The sequence below is a fragment of the Psychrobacter sp. CX21 genome, from assembly GCF_057396255.1.
Map to the genome: position 1 here is coordinate 47,652 of NZ_JBXYJG010000008.1, position 23,648 is coordinate 71,299.

Genomic DNA, 23,648 nt, shown 5'->3' on the forward strand with positions numbered 1-23,648 from the left:
TTATTTAGATAACAGATCTAAAATTTTAGCCTTAGTTTCATCATAATCTTCTTGACTAATTAGCTCTTGATCCAATAAACCTTTGAGTTTATTTAATCTGTCCATATAATCAGGCTCAGTAGCATCAGTGGCATGGCTGGATTGTTCGGTAGGTTGACCTTGATTTTGTGGCTGTTGTGTTGATGAATTTTGAGAGCTATTTTGTGAATTAAAAGCATCACTCATAACTTGACCCATATTCATACCAACACCAAGACCTGCGCCTATACCTGCCATGCCTCCTTCATTTTTGGCAGCATGCTGAATAGCTTCTGCTGACTGATAGCGAGTATACTCGTTGATATCGCCTATCATGCCCATAGAAATACGCTTATCCAGCGTTTCTTGTAAGTTCTCAGGTAATGACACATTCTCTACAACAAATGATTCTACTGCCAAGCCATACTTAGCAAAGTCAGGCTGCAATTCTTTTTTAATCTCGTCAGCCATTATTCCTTGATTGGCTGCCAAATCAATAAAGGGTACAGAGCTATTTCCAAGTCCTGAAGCAAGATCTGATACGATTAAGTTTCTAAGCTGAGGTTCAATTTGCTCTGCACGATACACATCGTTCATACCCGTTATGTTTTGATAAAACTGGGTAACATCATTAATCTTGTATGAATACATACCAAATGCGCGTAAACGCACCATGCCAAACTCTGCATCACGTACAGTGACTGGCTGCGTAGTTCCCCATTTACGGCCTTGTTGCAGGCGCGTACTAAAGAATAAAACGTCAGATTTAAACGGTGAGTCAAAACCCATGCGCCAATTTTTTAAATTAGTCATAAGAGGCAGTGTTTCTGTGTTTAGGGTATAACGACCAGAGGTGAAAATATCTGCTATTTGACCTTCGTTTACGAACACCGCAACTTGACCATCACGAACGGTTAATGTTGCACCATTTTGTATTTCATTATCTGCCATTGGGAACTTCCACATCAGAACATCATCGTCCTGCCAGTCCCATTCGATAGCATCAATAAACTGCTTTTTGATAAAACTTCTAATACCCATTGTGATTCCTTTATTTAATCGAGTTAATATATACGTTTGTTTATACTAAATGTTTGCGCAGTATAAATTGTTGTACTTCTTATTGATTGAGGGTTTTGTAAAAGCTAGGGGTTAGGGTCTGTTGAACATTCAAATATTAGGACTGCTGATAGCTAAAATTGTTCCAAACTAGGCATAAACCGACGATAATGCCCGAAGCGTATTGAACCTTAGCTAGGTTTATAACAACGTTTGGGGCAATTTTAGCATCAGCCCTACGGGGCGGGTCTATTTTTTGTCAATATATTGTGAAATTTTCTAACTTAGAATAACTAAGTGTCTAAAATTTCCCTGCATATTGCCTAAAAAATAACCGCCGCCAGTTCCATATTTGAATGTTCAACAGACCCTAGTAATGACTTACGACAATACACCTGCGTTAATAATACCTAATACCAAACCTGTGATACCTATTAATCCACCTACCGCCATGTTATTAACTTTAATATGCTGAGGCACATTGCCGATAATCTTTACTATAACAAAATAACCTATAATTTGAACGACCATGGCAACGGCACTCCAAATTAAAAAAGAGATGAAGCCTGCATTATAGATAGCACTAGCCGCTAAGGTTAAAGAGAATCCTAAAATAGTTCCCCCAAAACTGAGCACTGCCGCACCAGAGCCGCGACGTATAAGTGCAATTTCATCATAAGGCGTAATTGCCATATATATGACTGAAAACACAGCGAGCATCACTACGCCGCCGCCGAAATATATAGCGTAATAAAGCAGTTCCGTCTGCAAGTTTCCTAAATTTTGCATCTAATTAACCTTTGTTTTGTTAGTAATTGGATAATGATTTAATGAATTGAAGAATATATAAAATTTAAATAGATGGTGGTTTATTTAAGTCAATATCTGTAAACCCTTTATATTTAAATTATAAATATTACAAATTAAAAGCTTAGCTCTGACTTTAGTTTAAAACAAAATCGAATAGCTACTGTTGTTATTTGTTTTGGATACCATGATGGCGAGATACATTATTCACGTTATGGTTTTTTGGTTTGAATATATTTAAACAAGCGGCAAATAGATCATCTGCTTTACTAGTATTTTCATTCGTGACATTACACACGTATATATCCAAAGTAACCGTTTTATACTCACCCCATGTGTGTAAACAAATATGCGACTCTGCTAATAATATAGAAAGTGTCAGACCACTTTTTTGTTCAATGTCATCAACATCCACATTTACCACATTCTCTACCGGATTGATTACGCCAATATTGGTTCTAATAAGTTTTGATTTGGTGATTTTTTGCGACCCAAACTCATACCCTGCTTTGCCAACCATAGTTAATCCAACCTTATCAACTTCACTTGCAAGCAGTTTAATTAATGGTTCAACTTTGTTTAATAATTCAGAATCGCATTCGCAATCCCAAAGCTCGGCCAATATATGCTTACCACTCATAGAAGGTTTAGGTGCATTCATATCGTTTGTCATTTTCTCACCATTTAAATGGGTTTTAATAGAGTAATAATTAAAAATATTATTAATTGATACTTAGAAGATGATTATTCATCAGACCAGTCCTGTAGATAGTAGTGTACCAGTATCTGCCTATCTAAAGTATTGGGTTCGACATCTATTGGCTGCATATCGGGGGGAAATGTAAACATTTCACGGCTCACCGAAGGCGTTAAGAATTTTAAAGGTAGATCATACTGCGTTGGTGGTTCAAACTTTTTATCATTACTACCTACAATAAACCCCCACTCTCCGAACGAGGGCACATAAGTATGATAAGGGGTGGTTTTAAAACCAGATTTTTCAAGCGTTTTATTTATGGACCAAAAGGATCTCGGCGCATAATAAGGAGACGTTGATTGAACGACAACAAAGCCTTCTGCATTCAAATGATGACTTACTAGATTATACATAGACTCTGAATAAAGCTTCGCTAAGCTATACTGTGAAGGATCAGGCAAATCAATGATAACCGCATCATAAAATTCATTATTGTCCTCAAGCCATTTATAAGCATCGGCATTAATAACACTTACCTTAGGATGAGTTAATGAATTGTTGTTTAATTCAGAAAACCGTGATGAAGCTGCAAAAAACTCAGTCATTTTTGGATCTAAATCAACTAAAGTTATATGATCTACTTTATCATATTTAAGCACTTCACGCGCAGCCATGCCATCTCCGCCTCCTAATATAAGTATCTCAAGACTAGGCTTTGCTGCTCGGCTATTATTACTTAGTTTTTGCAGAATAGGATGCACAAGTGCTTCATGATAACGATATTCATCGCGGGTTGAGAACTGGAGATTGCCATTTAAAAAAAGTTGGTGGTATCCACTGCGCTCCGTAATGACCAAACGCTGATAAGGAGAATTGGTTGCAAACACGACTGGCGCTTTAAATAGCTTCTGTTCTGAGATTCCTACTAACCTATCAGCAAACAATAACCCTGATAAAAGCAAGATGGTAGATATTAACAGTCTGGTTATTAATCGTTGGCGGACTTTATGATGATCAACCGCATGGAATGAGAATGAGGAAGTAGAGCTAATTGTTTTATTAAAGTTACCTTCGTTAGTATTTAAGGCAGCTTTTGGATAAAAGTGGCGAACCGTCCAGCCAGCTACTAATACATTTAATAAACCAAAAACAACCGCCGAGCGAGCCAATCCTAACATTGGTGCCAAAATAAGCGGGAATAGTAATGACACCGCAAGCGCACCTAAATAATCGAAGGTTAGTACCCGACTTACTAACTCGTTAAATGCATGCTTTTCTGAATTGAATATTCGCATGACTAGCGGTATTTCCATACCTACCAGTGTACCTATGCAAATAACCAAGCCATAAAGTATTGACTTAAATGTAGGTAGCCAAGCAAACGCCATAAATAAAGCGATGGCGGATAATCCACCGATAAGACCAACCAAAATCTCGATTTCTATAAATCGCTGTAGCACTTTATGCTCAGGTACATACTTAGATAAATGCGATCCTATTCCCATTGCAAACAGATACGTGCCAATGATGGTTGAAAACTGTAAGACTGAGTCCCCCAATACATAGCTCGCTAATGCGCCCGCAATTAATTCGTAGGCCAAACCGCAAGAGGCCACAATAAAAACTGACAGCACTAAAAGTGAGTCAGTTTGCAAACGTTTAAAAGTCAGGGTCATAAAATCTACTTGATTAGCGTTAAAGGCTATAGGAGCAAAAGCCAAAACCTAATTTACATGTTAACTACTTAGCTTTTGAAATAATTAGTTTTTAACTATACTAATACTTTGCTACCTATATAAATTAGCTACTTAAGCATATCCACAAAAACGCCATAGCCAGATTGCGGCATTTTATCGACAGGAATAAACTGTAAAGCGCCGCCATTAATGCAGTAGCGTAGTCCAGTTTTATCTTTAGGACCATCATTGAACACATGTCCTAAATGAGAGTCAGCTACTCGAGATCTTACCTCGGTACGTACCATATTAAATGCGGTATCACTGTGCTCAGTTATGACCTCAGGGGCAATAGGTTGCCAAAAGCTTGGCCAACCACAGCCTGAATCGTACTTATGCGTCGACAAAAACAAGGGTTCACCGCTCACCACATCCACATAAATGCCAGGCGCAAATAGATGATCATATTCATGACTAAACGCACGCTCTGTACCCGCCTCTTGGGTGATTTTATATTGGGTTTTGGTTAAGGTATCTTTTAAAGCATTTTTATTATAATTAGCGTAGCGGCTAGGATTTAAAGCAGCTTCTATGGTGTTTGCTGCTGATAGCTTGCTTTGAGCATTATTTAATGTACTGGTGCTCGATGACTGGATGTTATCATCAGCCAGACTCAAATCAATATGACAATATCCATTTGGATTTTTGGTTAGGTAGTCTTGATGATATTCTTCAGCGTATGCAAAGTGGTGTAACGGTTCATTTTCTACCACAATATCTTGACTATATTTTGAATCAAGTTGTTGTAAACCAGCATCAATAATAGCCTTATCGCTAGGGTCAGTATAATAAATGCCTGTACGGTATTGAACGCCTCTATCATTACCTTGCTTGTTCAAACTGGTTGGATCAATGACTCGAAAATAATACTTAAGTACGGTTTCTAAATCTATTTTATCGGCGTCATAGACCACTTTTACTGTTTCAGCATGACCAGAACCTGCGATAACCTGTTCATAGGTTGGATCGCTAATATTTGGATTACCATTAGCATATCCAGAAATAGCATCTACCACCCCATCTACACGCTCCATATAAGCTTCTAACCCCCAAAAGCAGCCGCCTGCCAAATAGATGGTTTTAGTATTGATAGGCGAACCATCAGAATTGTAATAGACACCTTCTTTTTGCGTGGTCGCCGTAGATACTGCCGATTGATTGGTCGTTAATGATGTCGGCTTAGCAGTGCTTCTTTTTAAATCTCGGAAGTCATTACTCGCATTTTCAGCCAATGCATAAGCTTGTTCTTCTGTTAAATTACCCTTTATCAAGCGTACCAAATTGCCCCGTTTGTCCAAAATTGCCCAGCTTGGATATACTTGAACGCCCAATTGTTTGATTAAACTTCCAGACCCATCAATAAGTACGGGCAACTGAGGGTAATCTTGCTGTACACCAGCATACCACTGTTTAAAGTCGGCACTATCCTTTTCATTCAACTGACCAGGACTTGCTACCGTCACAACGTTTAAATTAGCAAATGCTGTGTCGTTACGCCACGTTTCAGTTTCTTCTAAGGTTCCTAAACATAACGGACACCAACTTGCCCAAAATTTTACCAACGTTGGTTTGTTATCCTCTAGTACAGATGCCCCAGTCGCTCCTAATCCTTGAGTTAGCTGTGGAAGAGAGCTTAAATTTTGTAATACATCTGATGGCAACATATCTCGGCTATCTGTAATACCTGTATTTGAGCCTTGAGCTATTGATTCTTTAGTATTGTCTGATGTGGAATGACCATTATCGGCACTACTCATTTGGCCGCATGCCATGAGCAGTGTAGCAACAGATCCAATAAAGGCAGCTTTAGTCATTGTCGGCATGAGCGCAGAGTGTTGTTTCGGCAATTGAGGTGTTTGATTGAATGAGCGATTCATAGCGGTGTCTTCATCAAATTTATTCATAAAATATTTATAACCATCACAATGTATCTATTTATATATTAATTATTTAAAGTGCAGGGGGGTATGAACTAATTTTTATTACTAAATCTTATAGTCTCATATAGACTATATTAGGGTTCACTGCTGTTATTACAATAATTAGTTCTAAATCAATTTAGTAAAGATAATATGGTAGCATTGACCTATACTAACTGTTGAGAGATATGTCCATAGGAGTAAACGACATTAATACGACAAAATTTTAAAAATTTTGATTGATAGGATTAGGGTCTGTTGAACATTCAAATATTAGGACTGCTGATAGATATCTAGGTTTTAGCAATTCTATTGCTCATATACTCTATAAGCAAAACTCTATAGTCTGTATTCAACTGTAAAATTTAAATACAGCTTTTATCCATTCATAAATCTTGCCACATAGTCATCAGCGGGGTTGTTCTTCAAATCATTGACTGTACCCGTTTGAACCAATCGACCACCATTTAGGATACTAATGCGACTGCCTAATTTAATCGCTTCATCAATATCATGTGTAATGAAAGCGATTGTTTTACCCAGTTTGTCTTGTAAGGATAAGAGCTGATCTTGTAACTGACCACGTATCAAGGGATCTAGCGCCGAAAAGGCTTCATCCATCAAAATAATGGGCGTATCAACTGCTAAGGCACGTGCTAAGCCAACCCGCTGCTGCATACCGCCTGATAATTCATCAGGATAGCTTTTATCAACCCCTTCAAGCCCAACTTCAGCCAACCAGTAGCGAGCAATATCATGACGTTCAGCTTCAGACATTTTGCGAACTTTAAGTCCATAAGCGACATTTTGAATCACTGTCATATGCGGCACCAATCCAAAATGCTGAAACACCATACTGACATTGTGCTGTCTAAATTGTTGTAACTGCTTATCATTAAGGCTTAGGACGTTGATAATTTGACTATTGGTTGTGTCATTCGCCAAATTAAAGCTGTTGTTGGTAGGAATAGAATTTACTAATTGGGCGTTCTTAGAAGGTACTGACCCTGATGGTACTGACTCTGATAGATCTGACTCTAATGATACTGACTCTGATAGATCTGACTCTGATGGTACTGACTTTGAAATTATTGGTTCAGAATTTAGATTAGCTTTATCCAATCTCTCAACATTATCATCAGAAAACGTCGTCACGCTATCAATCCAAATTTTACCTTCACTAGGGTCTATCAAACGATTAATATGACGCACTAAAGTAGATTTTCCAGATCCGGATAATCCCATAATGCAGTGCAGCTCACCTTTATCGATACTGAGACTAACATCATATAGTCCCACGGAGTAGCCATACTGCTCGCGTACTTCACTACTACTCATGCCTTGATTAAGTAAAGTAAGCACTTTGTTTTTTTCGTCCTGATTCACATCAAAGATTTTGCTGACATTTTCTAGACGTAAATGAGTCATGATAAATTCCGTGAATAATTTTTGGCTAAATTTAAACTCAATATTATGATTTTGCTTAGGCTATTTTTAATCAACTAAGCTATTTGTTAATATAAGATACCATATGGATTTAAATAGCCATTTGTATTTAAGAGACCATATGTACTTAAAGGAATATGTGACACTTGTAATCTAAATGTTAGTAGCTAATCAAATCTGCAGAACTACTCCAGTTAATCAATGAGCTCTTGACGGGCTCGTCTGCCTTGACCAAATGCCTGTGTAATCCTATCAATTATGATTGCCATTATAACAATCGCGGTGCCCGCTTGTAGACCTTGACCAATATTTAGGGTTTGAATAGATTGCAGTACGTCCTCGCCCAATCCTGGTGCGCCAATCATCGAAGCCAAAACCACCATAGCCAGCGACATCATAACCGCTTGATTGATACCTGCCATGATGCTGGGAAGCGCTTGCGGTAGCTTAATCCAGAACAGCAGCTGCGCATGGTTACTACCGAATGAACGACCCGCTTCAACCATCTCTTTGGGGACTTGCTTTATACCGAGCATGGTCAATCGGATGAGTGGCGGCAAAGCATAAATAACGGTGGCAAATAATGCAGGGACTTTACCGATACCAAAGAGCATCAGTACAGGTATTAAATAAACAAAACTTGGCATCGTCTGCATCACATCAAGTACAGGAGTGATAATACGTCGTAACCATGGGCTGCCTGCCATTACTATACCAACTGGAATACCAATCACCATGGTTATGATAACTGAGACGATCAATAGTGCTAAGGTTTGAATTAACGCAATCCATAATCCAAACGCACCGATTAGAAATAATCCGATTGCACAAGCCGCTGCAAACCATACTTTACGAGTTGCAAACCATCCTAATAAGCCGACCAAGGCGATAAGTAGCCAAGGCGGTATCCAACCTAAGAACGCTTCAATCGGTAGTATTAAATAAGTTAGCGTCACATGACTGATACTTCTAAATACCTCACTAAAGTTTTGTACAACGTAGCTTAGCCCATTGTTAAGTGGCGTCTCTAATGACCATTCAGGGAACCATTTAAATTTAGCGCTGGCTGCACTACTATTATTAGTCGTACTTATACCAGAAGTTTGATTGGTGTCAGTAGTAAGAGGAATACCTAACTTGGTCGATAGATTTGAAGCTGCTTCATCGGTTAACCAGTTCCGCCATACTTGCGGATGACGCTCAAAAAACAAACGCGCTTGTTCTTCACCGCTGCGCTTGTTTTCAGACATCTCTAAAATAGCCAAATTTAACGTATTTGGTTCAAATTGTACTTTTTCAAACGCTTCTATCAGTTCAGGATGTCGGTCTTTAAATGGGGTCGATACGGCAACGCCTAGCTCAGAGACGGGAAATCCAGATACACAATTTGTCTCACTTGTCGCATCTAAAAGTTTATCCCAGCACGTACCATCATATTCAGGAAATGGGATGGGCGCAAAATCATATTTTGCCATTAGCCCCGTCGGTTGCCAGTAGTAAAACAATAAAGGCTTACGCTGCTCAAACGCAGAAGATATTTCTGCGTCCAGCGCTGCACCTGTTCCGGGATGTACATTATTATATTTAGCACTAAGCCCAGTATTATTCAAAAGATGGGTATTAAATATCTCACATGTCCAGCCAGTTGGACAGTTCATGAACCTTGCCGTGTCAGGCTGTTCTGGATCAGTAAATAGATGATCGTAATTGATTAAATCTTGATAAGTTCTAAGATCAGGATTGTCGTCTATAACATATTTTGGTACATACCATCCCTGAGTTGCACCGCCCTTAAGCGTGCTGCCTATAACCGCCGCATTACCCTGAGCAATTGCATCTTCCATAATAGGAGAGCGTCCAACCCACTGCTCACCAATCACTTGAATGTCATTCTGGGACAAAGCTGTTTCAAGTGCTGGCCCTGCACCTGGGACTTGTTCGGTAGTACATTCATAACCATCTTCTGCAATGGTTTGAAGCACTGAGGTTATAAATTGTCCACTTTCCCACGTGAGGGAGCCAAACTTGATAGGCGTACTATTCGCATCCCCACAAGCTGCAAACACTTGTGAAGATATAAACAATAAACTGAGTATAAACCATCGGTTGAATCTGGAGAGTATGTTCACAAAATGACCTATTTATTTATATTTTGGTGATAACCAAATGTGATCTGAATTAAGTTTACCCTAATTTGTTAATTCAATACCATGCTCAAGATACAAGATGACATAATTCAAACAGTTTTATAGCGGCCTTACTAGGACTTATTGCAGTCTTGCAATGATTCAAAGCTACCGTGGATTGATCATTTTAACTATAGTCGAACCACGCTTAAAGTTTTAGAGCGTTAAACTCGCTTAGGCTGTGCTAGTAGTTCTTATACTTAAATGACTTACTCGTTTGCCTTGTACCATTTCTAAGATTTATAGCATATATATGTCCAATAAATTAGTTTAAAAAAAAGTCTTTCAATGAGTTGATTGAAAGACTTTAATTAAGACAACTGCATACATACAAAGGCTATTTCATTAATAGTCCAAGACCTTTTTTAAACAGCTTGCTATACGGAGGTAGCATCAGATTCATGCCATTTATTTTTGCTTGAACAAAAACAGGCTTCATATGGCTTAAGCGCTCAAAGCCATGCTTTCCGTGATAGGCGCCCATACCAGAATTACCAACCCCACCAAAAGGTAACTCGCTTTGCGCAACATGCATAATTACTTCATTTACTGCAACACCGCCTGAAACGGTATAATTGCGCACATATTGTATATCTTCGTTACTTTCTCCAAATACATACAACGCCAGTGGACGTGGACGACTATTAACAAATTCAACCGCATCTCGTAACCCATTAACATGTATGAGCGGTAGCACCGGAGCGAACAGCTCATTTTGCATCACATCACTGTTAGTATCTGGATTGGCTACGATAACGGGCGGCATTAAACGGGTCTCTTCGTTAGCCGATTCTGTCGTTAAAGGGATCACCTTTTCACTCGGCAAATTATCTAAATACCCTTGAATACGTTTAAACTGTTTTGGATTAATGATACGAGTATAATCATTATTGTTGGCAATATTTGGATAATGTCTGTTTACCCATTCTTTAGCCAGTTTGATAAACTTGCTGTGCAGCGATTCTTTAATAAGGACATAATCTGGCGCGATACAAGTTTGGCCTGCATTAATGGTTTTACCCATCATCACTCGGTTCACCACACTTTCAAGGTTAGCATCATCAAGTACAATGACAGGTGACTTGCCGCCAAGCTCTAAAGTCACAGGTGTTAGGTTTGGCGCTGCTGCCGCCATGACCTTTTTACCAACTTCTGTCGAGCCTGTATAAAGTAGATGATCAAAGGGTAACTCACTAAACGCGACTGCCAAATCAACTTCACCAAGTGCTACAGATATAACATCTGGTGAAAAATGCTCAGAAATAGCTTCTGCAAAGACAGAGGCAAATAAAGGCGCAGACTCGCTCATTTTAACCATAACGCGATTGCCAGCAGTTAACGCATCTATGATAGGCCCTATCGCTAAAAATAAAGGGTAGTTCCAAGGCACCATAATACCAACCAGCCCAAGTGGCTGCGGCTGAATTTCATTGTGTGCAGGGCGGTATAGGGAATAGATACCAACCTTTTTTGTTTTCATCCACGATTTGCCGTGTTTTTTGGCATAGGCAATACCGTGTAACGTTGGAAAAGTTTCAGCAAAATTGGTTTCATCTTTGCTTCGATTGCCAAAGTCTTGTTTAATTGCTTCTGCAAACTTATCTTTGTTATCTTTGAGCATTCTTTCTAATGAATCAAGCAGCGTTTCTCGGTCAGTCCAATTCAAAATTGGCTGTTTACGCGTTAAAGTATGCATGTGCTCGAACTGTGAACCCAGCTCTTGTTGATTGGTTATAATACTTTGACTCATTAATATATCCTTATGTTTATGGTGTCAATGATGTGTTTATGGAATCGATGTTCCAATTATTCGAACTTTATATGGCGTTATTCGAAAACGTATGATTTTTTAAATGATGAAACGCCAAACTAATTAACTCAAATTTATAAAATAAATGTAGAATGAATTCTATACAGTCCGCGTTATTATACAAGTTGTTAAATAAATAAATAAACAAGTTGATTCTACGTTTTTAGTGCTTTAAAAAAATAGCACATATTGAAGATTAAATCCCCTATTTTATGGAATTAAATTTAATTATAAGTCGTTAATTGTTATAGACTTAAGACTTATATACTAGCAGACGTGCTTTCATTATTATAAAAATATATGTCTAAAACTATGTCAAACAAAATGCCGAATACACCTAATGCTCAATCATCTATACCCCTAATTAAAAGGTTATCGTATGCCGACTATTTAGTAACTCATGAGCACATGCTACACACAACTCTTAATCGTATTGATAAGAAAAAACAGGGTATATTTACCCCTGATGAGCTTTGGATAGTAGAACACAATGATGTCTATACTTTAGGTCAAGCAGCTAAAGAGGAACACATTTTACAACGTGGTAAAACACCTATTATACAAACTGATCGAGGTGGTCAGGTCACATGGCATGGTGCGGGGCAATTGGTTTTATATTGGCTGATTGATTTAAATAATGCAGGATGGACGGTACGTGACTTGGTGTCGCACGCAGAGCAAAGTATTGAAGATATTGTTAATAACCACTTAGGCTTCAATGCTACAAATAAGACGCCAAATGTACCTGTAAACGCGCCTACTAATCAGTACTACGCAAGATCACGACGTGATGCACCTGGCGTATATATTTATAATACAAATGAACTGCTGCTAGGAAAAATAGCGTCGCTTGGGTTTAAGATTAAGCATGGTTTTAGCTATCATGGCATCGCACTCAACTTAACTTGCGATTTAACGGTATTTAATGCAATCAATCCATGTGGCTACTCAGGTATGCAGATGCTAAAACTTGCTGATTTTGTGGATTTAAAATCAGTAACTGATGCAACTGAAAATATTAATAAAAGCGTTAATCAAGATTTCCTAAATAAAGATACTAATAGTCAAAACCAGTCCACTGCAAACACTAATAAATGTGCCAACCAGAAGAGCCTTGATTCATCAATGAATCAATTACATCATAATGTTCCTAATACATCTCATAACGTAGCAAATTTAGACGTTACGCAACGCTTAGTAACTAATATCGTGCAGCGTTTACAAGGTAACATTGAACTACGCCAAGTTTCAGAACAAAAGAAATCATTAAAGATTGTTAATTAAATATCGTCAATTATATAAAGACGCTTGATACAATTATTTCAATAGGCTCAACAAGTGCTATTAAAGCTGATCGGCTTATTTAAATCCAGTTATACGTATTTAGAACCTGATTTAATAGACCAGAAAAATAGAAAGACCTATTTGAATAGGATGCATAATTATGAGTGAAAATATGACCGACAACATAAAGTCTATCCAACCGTTTAATGATACTAATAATAGTCATAATATAGCTAATACTCCCAACGATTTTGATAGTAATCAGAACGATGATACTAATACTGATATTTCTATAAATGATATTTCTATACCTGATGTAGCTATAAACGATATGCTCGCTCTTGAATTAGCAGCAAACCCCAATACCATTGTACTAAATGAATTAGTGATTGATGATCAAATTGTCTGGCAGATTCATAATTGTAAAATCACTGAGAACACTGCATCTCAAAATGAAAAACTGCCTTTTTTATACCATTACGATGCCTTACCTGAGGACGTAAAAGAACGTCACCCTCTTAACGCAAAACTCTTAAAATATTTTAATACCCCTCTTGATACTAACGAAGCTGCTAATCTAATTGGCATTTCTGAGTCATTATTTCAGTCGCCTTGGCAGGTTAAAATCAAAGGTACGTTAGTGATGTTCAACGAGCGTTTACAAATTGCTCTGCGCCTTAAATTTACCAATACGTCAAAAGACAATGATGCTGTTTATACCAGAGACAAAGCAACTGCGATTAAAACAACAATGCAGAATTGGACGTTTTATGGCAATGTATTTGTGCTAAATAAGTCTACTAAGCCCCTATTGGTAGTAAGTGACGATAGCATAATGCGATTACTAAGCTTATCGGAGTATCAAAGCTTGTCAAATGAACATTCGTTACGCCTCTTAGAAATACTTGAAGAACAAAAATCTCGGTTGGATCAGCTTGATGACGCCATTTTATCCAGACTAATTTAGCTAATTAGCTTAAAAAATAGCTAAATATACTAGGGCGTGTCCCTATTTAGATTAAGAGACTAAAAATTAGATAGATTTTTGTCTAACACGAATAATTTCTAAGATTATATAAACATATTAGCTAGAAATTAGACACAGTTTGGCGAAAATATAGCCATTTTTAGACCCTAATTTATTTCACTTTCAAATAGGGACACGCCATAGATAAATATTTGATTTATCTAGGGTCTGTTGAACATTCAAATATGGAACTGGCGGCGGTTATTTTTTAGGCAATATGCAGGGAAATTTTAGACACTTAGTTATTCTAAGTTAGAACCCCTAATTATTGAAAGTCACAAAATATTGACAAAAAATAGACCCGCCCCGTAGGGCTGATGCTAAAATTGCCCCAAACGTTGTTATAAACCTAGCTAAGGTCCAATACGCTTCGGGCATTATCGTCGGTTTATGCCTAGTTTGGAACAATTTTAGCTATCAGCAGTCCTAATATTTGAATGTTCAACAGACCCTAATCCAAACTTTATACGTTACAATAGAACACGAACAACTTATTTTATAAGGAAGATATATGCAGTACCGCTCTAAAACCTCTACTTCGGGTCGAAATATGGCTGGCGCGCGCGCTTTATGGCGTGCAACAGGTATGACTGACGGTGATTTTGATAAGCCCATTATTGCCATTGCAAACTCATTTACTCAATTTGTACCGGGCCATGTTCATCTTAAAGATATGGGACAATTAGTAGCTCGTGAGATTGAACGTGTGGGCGGTGTTGCAAAAGAATTCAATACCATCGCTGTTGATGACGGTATTGCCATGGGTCATAGCGGTATGCTTTATTCTCTACCCAGCCGCGACCTCATTGCTGATTCTGTTGAATATATGGTGAATGCGCACTGCGCTGATGCGCTAGTATGTATCTCTAACTGCGACAAAATTACACCCGGTATGCTGATGGCTGCAATGCGTCTGAATATACCTGTCATATTTGTCTCAGGTGGGCCTATGGAGGCGGGCAAGGTTCTGGCTTCTGACTTAGATTCTGGTCTTATCAGTCATAATACCGATGGTTCAGATGATGCACCCGATGAAGATTTAGTCAAAAATGATCAAGGTAAAACAGTTCGTAAACTTGATCTAGTCGACGCGATGATTGATGCAGCAGACGATAACGTTAGCGATGCTGATGTATTAGAAATAGAGCGCTCAGCATGTCCGACTTGCGGCTCTTGTTCAGGTATGTTTACGGCCAATTCAATGAACTGTTTGACCGAAGCTTTGGGCTTATCTCTACCAGGCAATGGGTCACTACTAGCCACGCATGCCAAACGAGAAGCTTTATTTTTAGAAGCAGGACGCCGTATCGTTGACTTGGCAAAGCGTCGCTATGAGCAAGATGATGACTCGGTATTGCCACGCTCTATTGCAACCAAACAAGCTTTTGAAAATGCAATGAGCTTAGATATTGCTATGGGCGGATCTACCAATACTATTCTGCATTTGTTAGCGGCTGCCTATGAAGCAGAGGTTGATTTTAAAATGTCTGATATCGATAAGCTGAGTCGCCAAGTACCTTGTCTATCAAAAGTTGCGCCGGCCACTCAGAAGTATCATATGGAAGATGTGCACCGAGCAGGTGGCGTAATCGCTATCTTAGCCGAGCTTAATCGCGCCGGTCTATTGACGACTGATATTCCAACAGTTCATAGCAAGTCTCTTCAAGAAGCTTTGGAGATGTGGGATGTGATGAATACAGATCATCCAAACCATCAAGCTGCACGCGATTTGTATATTGCAGCACCAGGCGGCGTGCGCACAACTCAAGCATTTTCACAAAACAAAGCGTGGTCAAACCTTGATCTCAATCGTGAATCAGGATGTATTCGCTCGATTGATCATGCCTACTCTACAGACGGTGGTCTGGCAGTATTATTCGGCAATATAGCCGAGCGCGGCTGTGTGGTGAAGACCGCTGGTGTCGATGACAGTATCTTAACCTTTACAGGACGCGCCCGAGTTTTTGAGTCTCAAGATGATGCGGTTGACTCTATATTAGCGGACAATATAGTCGCTGGTGATATCGTTATTATTCGTTATGAAGGGCCCAAAGGCGGACCTGGCATGCAAGAGATGCTCTACCCAACGTCATATTTAAAATCGAAGGGATTAGGAAAAGAATGTGCCCTATTAACCGATGGACGTTTTTCAGGCGGTACCTCTGGATTATCAATTGGACATGCGAGCCCAGAAGCTGCTGAAGGTGGCGCTATTGGCTTGGTTGAAGAAGGCGATACTATTCACATCGATATACCAAACCGCCGTATTAATTTAGATATCTCGCAAGAAGAGCTTCAAAAGCGTAGAGACGTCATGGAGTCACGCGGTAGTAACGCATGGAAACCTAGGACTCGTGAGCGCCATGTTAGTCCAGCACTGCGTGCCTATGCTGCAATGACGACCAGTGCCGACACTGGGGCCGTACGCGATGTCACTCAAGTAGAACGCTAGACTAATAAAAGTCATATAGAGATGTGAACGACTTATCTAATAGTTATTTTGAGTTTTTTATTTAAATTGCATCGTTTTATACATAAATGTCAGCTACGGCTGGCATTTTTGTCTATATAATATTGACTATCCTTTAACCATAAAGACGTTTTAAACCCATGATTGAAAACTATAATCAATTTTTATTACTGTGCGGTGCGGCATTCGCTTTGGGGGCATTTGCACCGCTGATGTTTAAAAAGCTGCCTATTTCTCTTCCTATGCTTCAAGTAAGCTTTGGCTTACTACTTGGTTATTTTTGGACCTCATTAGAGTTCTTAAGTCCACTGGAGAACGGCGTCGTAATAGAAAAGCTGTGTGAAATGGTGGTTCTGGTTTCGCTTGTGGGCGCAGGTATTAAGATTGACACCCCCTTAAGTTATAAAAATTGGCGCCCTACCCTTCGTTTGTTATTAATAACAATGCCGATATGTATCGCACTTATGGCAGCTTTAGGCTATTACGTGTTTAGCTTTAGTTTAGCTGCCTCGATTTTATTAGGAGCAGCGTTAGCACCCACAGACCCCGTACTTGCTTCAAGCATTCAAGTTGGGCCACCAAACACAGGTAATGAAGACGCCACCCGCTTCTCGTTAACCTCAGAAGCTGGTTTGAATGATGGTTTGGCCTTCCCTTTTGTCTACTTAGCCATATTAGCTGCAGAGCATGTTGGTAAAACCGATGGGTTATCTTTAAGTATTGTGTATGAATGGATAACATTTTATGTGCTTTGGAAGATTATAGTCGGTGTGGTAGTTGGCATTATTATTGGCAAATTAATGTCACAAATTGTTTTTGCTCGAAAAGTAAAAGAAACCACCATCTCTCAAGGTTATGTCATTATTGCGCTAACCTTGTTGTCATACGGTGCGGCTGAATTTGTACAGTCTTATGGGTTTATAGCTGTTTTTATTGCAGCATTTACCTTTCGAAGAGGCGAGCTTGGTCATAACTACCACGAAGAGCTGCACCACTTTTCTGAACAATCAGAAGGGCTTTTAATGTCATTAGTATTGGTGTTCTTCGGTATTGCTCTTGGCCAAGGTATTAGCTCAGGGGTTGAACTGACATGGCAGGTTTATACAGTGAGTATCATGTTCTTGCTTTTGATACGTCCTTTAGCAGGCTGGTATGGCCTAAGTGGTTTAAACTTACCAGATAAAGAACGTTTTATTATTTCAAGCTTGGGCATCAAAGGCATTGGGTCTTTTTATTATCTTTCATATGCGTTGAATAAAGATGTTTTCCCTACAGATGATGCTCAAGCGCTTTGGCTGATAACAGGTATCATCGTCTTTATTTCTATATTCCTACATGGTATGACCGCACCCTATTTGATGAAAAAGTCCGGTTAATAAACCATAATAAAGCAAAATATTTTATCAAAAAAAATATGAACAACAGCGATGAAAATAATTAAGATCGGTAAGCGTTTATAACCCTTAAGGTATTACAGCATGTTATGACTGGATGGGTGATGATGTTTAAACCAGTCTAAGACAGTCTCAGTAATCGCAAATTGACGAATATCTGTACTCATGGTGACATCAAAATTATGGACATATGCCATAGCGAGTTTTTGACTCGGGTCGCACCATGCTACCGATCCATTGTATCCCATATGTCCAAAAGCTGTTCGTAACAAAGTATCACTACCACACCGACTAAACACGCGATGATACCCGAGCCGCCAGTACATACTATTGGGCTGCGTCGCGGGCATGATAGCATCAGGGCCCTCGATATATACGTTGGTCATATCATCAAATATCTCAGCATTTATGAGCTGCTTTCCTTCCCATTTCCCTTTGTTAGCGAGCATGGCATACATTCTAGCCAATGCATTAGCTGAGGCCACGTTATTTGCCGCTGGTATCTTAGCCGTCATCGTATCAAATGTATAGTAGTCCAAACCAGCTTTACCACGTGGGGCTAACGCATGCTTGAAATCATGAAAGTTTATTTCTTTCATATCAAAATACAAACCCACTATATCCATCGTCTTTAGTGGTGGTAATGGCGGTTCTTTTTTTTGTTCAGAATTTTTAGCAGATGTTGTTTTATTTAAAGAAGATATTGATTCATTATTATTTAGTAATTGATGCCAGCAGTCATAACTACGCAACTGTTGATAAGTATTTAGTGTCTTTTCGGTATCTTCACGCAGGACTGGTTTGGGCGTTCTTAATTTAGAACGTGCTGATCCATTTTGACCTGAACCATATCTTGAATCATTGTTTGCCAAGGGTGAACTTGAAGAATGCGCTCGTAGATCAAATTCATCAAAGTTTTTTACCAAATTTGCAACGTTAGACACTTTATCACTAGGTACACCAAAATACATCTCTTCACTAATATCTAAGGGTCCAGTGAGATAACTTTTTAGGGCGTCATTAAGTTTTAACTTAGTCACTTTTTCTATAAGACCGCCCAACACCCAACCTGATACCAATGCACTATATGCACTGTGAGCACCTACCATTTTAGGCTCAGCAGTAGGCATTTGTTCTATACGTGATAACATCAAGTCCCAATTTTGCATATCGATCGCAGTATCAGTAATCGAACGTATATCAAACAAACCTGCGCTATGCGTTAATACATCTCTTAATCTTATGGTTTGCTTATTATTTTGAGCAAACTGTGGCCAATGTTTGGCAATCGTATCCATATGATTTAGTAATCCTTGACTCACTAATATATGGATTAACGTAACCAACACCCCCTTACCGGTCGAAAAGTTGAGCGATAAAGTTTGTTTATGCCACTCGTGAGTTGGGGTTGCCTTACCCACGCTAACGCTTGCAATCAATTGACCATCATAATAAACCACAACGGAGCCACCTGCAGGGGCATCTTCTAATTGAAGACTATCCAAGGTCTTTTGCAATGTTTCTTGTAGAGATCGGTTTATATGTTCCATATTGGTCACAGTATTCAATTTATCCTTAGTTTTTAAGCCAACTGTTAAGCCATCTGTTAATCCATTTGATAGGCGATATGCTAGTCCAACAATTTGATATCAGCTATTTGGTATCAGCTATTTGATATTAGCTATTTAATATCCGCTATCTGGGTACCAGCAATCGGTTACGGACTTCTTCTTCTAGTCCGGTTAATCCATGATCTTTTCCCCGCTGTATTGCAGTATCCATTTTGCGGCCACGTAACCAGCCCGCTCTTAATGCCATACAAGCACCTACTCGGTTACCTGAGCCGCAATGCAACAATGTCTTTTTACCATGGTGCTTACGCAATGCTTTATCAAATTCTAGCAGGTTTACTTGCTTCAAATCATCTGCATTGGCTATAGGCAAGTGCGTGTAATGTATGCCATTAGACTCAGCTTCTTTTTTTTCATCAAATGAGAGCTCATCTTCAGGTTGCAAATTAATGATATGTTCGATACCCGCATTAGCCGCTAATGAAACTTTTTCAGGCGTTAAGCTCCCCGTTACTACAGTCCTAACATCAGGAAATTTAGCATTTACTAATTTAGACCCTAAAGCTTTTTGTAATTCTGTTAATTCTGGGTTGTTTGGTTCATTATTTTGAGCATCAACACTTACCGACATAAAGTCTCCTATGTTTATTTAAAAGCTGCGAATAAAATCTTTATAAAGCTATAAATATCTATTTTAAAAACAATTTGCCAATTATACTAAATCCCAAATTTTAGGGTCTGTTAAACATTCAAACATTAGGACTGCTGATAGCTAAAATTGTTCCAAACTAGGCATAAACCGACGATAATGTCTAGACATTAGCTAGGTTTATAACAACGGTTGGGGCAATTTTAGCATCAGCCCTACGGGGCGGGTCTATTTTTTGTCAATATATTGAGAAATTTTCTAACTTAGAATAACTAAGTGTCTAAAATTTCCCTGCATATTGCCTAAAAAATAACCGCCGCCAGTTCCATATTTGAATATTCAACAGACCCTTATAGCCAAAGTTTAACACTTTGGCTATTTGTTTTATTTCTAATACTAGTAGCATTAATAGTACTAGTACTCTTTACAATATATAAGATTATTTAATATCGACTGTCATTATCGTTTGGTAATCTTTCCTGCCAAATGAGGTTTGTCATTTTTAGCACTATATAAATTAAACTCGGCTTCACTGCTATCGTCTAACTGATTTAAATTATCCCCTATTAATTCAACTTCAGAGGGTAAAAATATAGGTAATTTAAAAGCAACATCAACCGTATAAGCTTCTGGCAAATCCATCAAGCTTAAGCATTTGGCTTTAGACCACATACCATGAGCGATTGCTTTAGGGAATCCAAACGCTTTTGCCGTATATTCATGAAGATGTATTAAGTTAAAGTCGCCTGAAATTTTAGCATAACGTCGACCAATGTCCTCAGGCACAGAAAAGATACTGTGAATATCGTCTTTTCCGACCTCAGGCTTTTCAGTAGCGGCTTTGGACTTTTTATCTTTTGAACCAGAGTCTGTTTTTTGACGTGATAAGTAAGTAGACACACCTTCCCAAATGAGTTCATCCTCGCTGAGTACCTGAGTGACAAAATCAAATTGTTTGCCTTTGTCGTGGTCACGAAGGTTGGCAAAACTAACTGTCATCGTTACTGTTTCAGTGTCAGCAATACGGCGGTACTGAGTCACTGAGTTCTCAACATGTACCAAACCTAGCATTGCAAATGGAAATGCTTCATCAACCATCATATTCATTTGTAATGATTGAGATAAAACTGAAAAGTAAGTTGGCGGTATTTGGCCATTTTCTGCAAACCCACAGATACGTCGGTAATCCTGCAAGTTAGATTTGTCAATGCTTAACTCATTAACCTTATAAGATGCTTCGGGCAACGTATTCTTTTTACCCTTTGAACTTTTCCCAATGACGGGTAACAATGATTTAATGACTTTGATGTAGGTCTCACGAGCTTCAGGCAGATTTGAAAATTCACGAGTTGACATACTTTCTCCTTTTTATACTGATTTATTATTGTATGAATGATAACTTACTATTCTTAATTCTATTATGCGCAATAATTTACATTTTATTAGTATAACAAGCGCATCGTACCGTTAATCATATTAAATTGAAAACCATTATTAATTAGAGTAACTATCTTTGATTTGAATAACTATTGTTAATTTAAATAACTATCGTTGATTTAAATAACTATCGTTACTTTGAATAGAAATATGGCACTTATTATCAATAAAAAAGCCATCTTACGATGGCTCTTTAATATACTTTAACGACAGGGATTTAAGCTCTAAAAGCGTATTAAACTTGTGTTTAATGAAGCGTATTAGCAAATTCTTCAAGTCGTTAATTAGATATAGTTAGGCGCCAAGTAAACTTTGACCACAAACTCGTAAAATATTACCATTTAAACCACCTGATGCGGGTGAGGCGAACCACGCTGTTGCTTCCGCCACATCAACAGGTAAACCGCCTTGGCTCATAGAGTTCATACGACGACCCGCTTCACGAATAGTCATAGGAATAGCAGCCGTCATTTGAGTTTCGATGAAACCTGGAGCAACTGCATTTATGGTAATTGACTTGCCTTGATCTTTAAGCATTTTAGCGGTGGCTTGTACCAAACCAATAACACCGGCTTTAGAAGTTGCATAGTTAGTTTGGCCTAAGTTACCTGCGATGCCTGAAATAGATGAAACACAGACTATACGAGCATTTTCATTTAACACGTCATGCTGAAATAAATAGTCATTCACTTTAGCAATACTTTGCAAGTTGATATTAATGACCATGTCCCATTGTTTTTCATCCATATTAGCAAGTGTCTTATCACGAGTAATACCTGCATTATGAATGATACCGTCAAGTCCATTGCGCTTAGCTGCTGCTTCAGCGATTTGCTCACCAGCATCTTCAGCGGTTATGTCTAAAGGCAAGGTTGAACCACCAATCTCTCCAGCAACTTTTTGTAAATCTTCTTGCTGAGGAGGAATGTCTAGACAAATAACATGGGCACCATCGCGGGCTAAAACACGGGCCATTGACTCACCGATACCTCGGCTCGCACCAGTAACTAAAATGGTTTTATCAGCTAAAGGTTTTGACCAGTCAACCTGTTTAGAGTCACCTGAACCTATACGAACCACTTGTCCTGAAACATAGGCAGAACGTGCAGACACAAAGAAACGTAAAGTTGAGTCGATATTATCTTCAGCACCTTCACTTACATAAATAAGCTGAGCGGTTATACCTTTTTTAAATTCTTTACCAACTGATTTTACAAACCCTTCAAGCGAGCGCTGTGCCAACGCTGAACCTATTTCTTTACATTCTTCAGGTGGACGACCAACAACAATAACTCTACCAGACTTTTCAACTTGACGGGCAACTGGGTGAAAGAATTCATACATCTGTTTTAGGTCAGCTGCATTACTTATATTACTGGCATCGAATATCAATACACTATACTTATCAGAATTATCAGCACTGTCTTTAGTTTCGATATCAGCAGTTTTAAATGATTGTTGATGCGCATCATTACCAGCAGTATAAACATCAGCTTGAAGCGTATTCAACGTTGTTGCAATAGCATCACTTATACGACTGTCATCACCATTGGCTGAACCAAATAAAACGCTACCACGTACTACCTTCTCTCCTACTTTAAAACGATCCAGTTTAGTAGGAAGCGGCAACCCTAAGTTTTTAGCTACTTTTTTACCTAGTGGCGACTGAACAAACTCTCCATAACGGTCTGACATACTAACTCCTTGATATAATGATTTTAATTAAGTAATAAATAAAATTTTTATTAAAATTATGTTTCAAATACGTAATTTAGAAGTATATACACAAACTAAATATTAAATTATTCGATAGCTATTATACTATCATTTATAGAATGTCATTAATAATGAATATGCTAAAATCAAACATAATTTTATCACTATAGTAATTAATTATAAAATAATATTATGATTTGATAGTTTCTACTATAAACTGTTGTCATCAATGATACTATATAAAATATTATAGAAGTTAGATGTAGATTTTAAATTAACATCATCTATATCAACACTTATATAAACATTTGAATAAACGAAGTTACTTGCAATTTATTCATTCTGTTTAAGTTTGATAGTAATAGATATGCCGTTACCTAAGATTGTCACCATAACTTAAGATTTATTTATAACTTTTTTCT

16 protein-coding genes are annotated in these 23,648 nt (G+C 38.3%); 4 read left to right on the forward strand and 12 right to left on the reverse strand.

What is annotated here, in order from left to right:
- The 8 genes from AC2SLP_RS06250 to AC2SLP_RS06285 all read right to left on the reverse strand — a co-directional run bounded on the left by AC2SLP_RS06250 (position 1) and on the right by AC2SLP_RS06285 (position 11,618).
- Entirely contained in the window at positions 1–1,059 is a 1,059-nt protein-coding gene (locus tag AC2SLP_RS06250) for an SPFH domain-containing protein (protein WP_486535811.1), read from the reverse strand.
- A gap of 399 nt (positions 1,060–1,458) precedes the next feature.
- A complete protein-coding gene (locus AC2SLP_RS06255; RefSeq protein ID WP_486535812.1) occupies positions 1,459–1,866 on the reverse strand; it encodes a DUF350 domain-containing protein in 408 nt (135 codons plus the stop codon).
- A 187-nt stretch (positions 1,867–2,053) separates the two neighbouring features.
- Complete coding sequence (locus tag AC2SLP_RS06260; protein WP_486535813.1) at positions 2,054–2,557, reverse strand: S-adenosylmethionine decarboxylase family protein; 504 nt, start codon at positions 2,555–2,557, stop codon at positions 2,054–2,056.
- Between the two features lie 71 nt (positions 2,558–2,628).
- Complete coding sequence (locus AC2SLP_RS06265) at positions 2,629–4,257, reverse strand: polyamine aminopropyltransferase (protein ID WP_486535814.1); 1,629 nt, start codon at positions 4,255–4,257, stop codon at positions 2,629–2,631.
- Between the two features lie 128 nt (positions 4,258–4,385).
- Positions 4,386–6,140 carry a bifunctional peptide-methionine (S)-S-oxide reductase MsrA/peptide-methionine (R)-S-oxide reductase MsrB gene (gene msrAB, locus AC2SLP_RS06270; RefSeq protein ID WP_486535862.1) on the reverse strand — a complete coding sequence of 585 codons (1,755 nt, stop codon included), beginning with the start codon at positions 6,138–6,140 and terminating at the stop codon, positions 4,386–4,388.
- A 474-nt stretch (positions 6,141–6,614) separates the two neighbouring features.
- A complete protein-coding gene (locus tag AC2SLP_RS06275) occupies positions 6,615–7,664 on the reverse strand; it encodes an ATP-binding cassette domain-containing protein (RefSeq protein ID WP_486535815.1) in 1,050 nt (349 codons plus the stop codon).
- 212 nt (positions 7,665–7,876) lie between these two features.
- Entirely contained in the window at positions 7,877–9,811 is a 1,935-nt protein-coding gene (locus AC2SLP_RS06280; RefSeq protein ID WP_486535816.1) for a glycine betaine ABC transporter substrate-binding protein, read from the reverse strand.
- Positions 9,812–10,205: 394 nt separating this feature from the next.
- A complete protein-coding gene (locus tag AC2SLP_RS06285; RefSeq protein ID WP_486535817.1) occupies positions 10,206–11,618 on the reverse strand; it encodes a coniferyl aldehyde dehydrogenase in 1,413 nt (470 codons plus the stop codon).
- A gap of 384 nt (positions 11,619–12,002) precedes the next feature.
- On the opposite strand from AC2SLP_RS06285, the gene lipB reads away from it, so the two are divergent.
- From lipB to AC2SLP_RS06305, 4 genes are all read left to right on the forward strand, one after another.
- Complete coding sequence (gene lipB, locus AC2SLP_RS06290) at positions 12,003–12,962, forward strand: lipoyl(octanoyl) transferase LipB (RefSeq protein WP_486535863.1); 960 nt, start codon at positions 12,003–12,005, stop codon at positions 12,960–12,962.
- A gap of 160 nt (positions 12,963–13,122) precedes the next feature.
- Positions 13,123–13,929, forward strand: coding sequence for a hypothetical protein (locus tag AC2SLP_RS06295; RefSeq protein WP_486535818.1), 807 nt, complete (start codon positions 13,123–13,125; stop codon positions 13,927–13,929).
- Between the two features lie 571 nt (positions 13,930–14,500).
- Positions 14,501–16,441 carry a dihydroxy-acid dehydratase gene (gene ilvD, locus AC2SLP_RS06300; protein WP_486535819.1) on the forward strand — a complete coding sequence of 647 codons (1,941 nt, stop codon included), beginning with the start codon at positions 14,501–14,503 and terminating at the stop codon, positions 16,439–16,441.
- Between the two features lie 158 nt (positions 16,442–16,599).
- Positions 16,600–17,835, forward strand: a complete 1,236-nt coding sequence (locus tag AC2SLP_RS06305) for a cation:proton antiporter (protein ID WP_486535820.1) — start codon at positions 16,600–16,602, stop codon at positions 17,833–17,835.
- Between the two features lie 95 nt (positions 17,836–17,930).
- On the opposite strand, the gene AC2SLP_RS06310 is transcribed toward AC2SLP_RS06305, so the two are convergent.
- From AC2SLP_RS06310 to AC2SLP_RS06325, 4 genes are all read right to left on the reverse strand, one after another.
- Positions 17,931–19,403 (reverse strand): serine hydrolase domain-containing protein, encoded by a 1,473-nt coding sequence (locus AC2SLP_RS06310; protein WP_486535864.1) that lies wholly within the window; start codon positions 19,401–19,403, stop codon positions 17,931–17,933.
- A gap of 145 nt (positions 19,404–19,548) precedes the next feature.
- Entirely contained in the window at positions 19,549–20,055 is a 507-nt protein-coding gene (locus AC2SLP_RS06315) for a protein tyrosine phosphatase family protein (RefSeq protein WP_486535821.1), read from the reverse strand.
- Between the two features lie 477 nt (positions 20,056–20,532).
- On the reverse strand, positions 20,533–21,429 hold the full coding sequence (locus tag AC2SLP_RS06320) for a MaoC family dehydratase (RefSeq protein WP_486535822.1): 897 nt from the start codon (positions 21,427–21,429) through the stop codon (positions 20,533–20,535).
- Between the two features lie 375 nt (positions 21,430–21,804).
- The gene (locus tag AC2SLP_RS06325) at positions 21,805–23,205 is read right to left on the reverse strand and encodes a 3-oxoacyl-ACP reductase (protein ID WP_486535823.1); all 1,401 of its coding nucleotides are present in this window, start codon (positions 23,203–23,205) and stop codon (positions 21,805–21,807) included.
- Between the last annotated feature and the right edge of the window lie 443 nt (positions 23,206–23,648).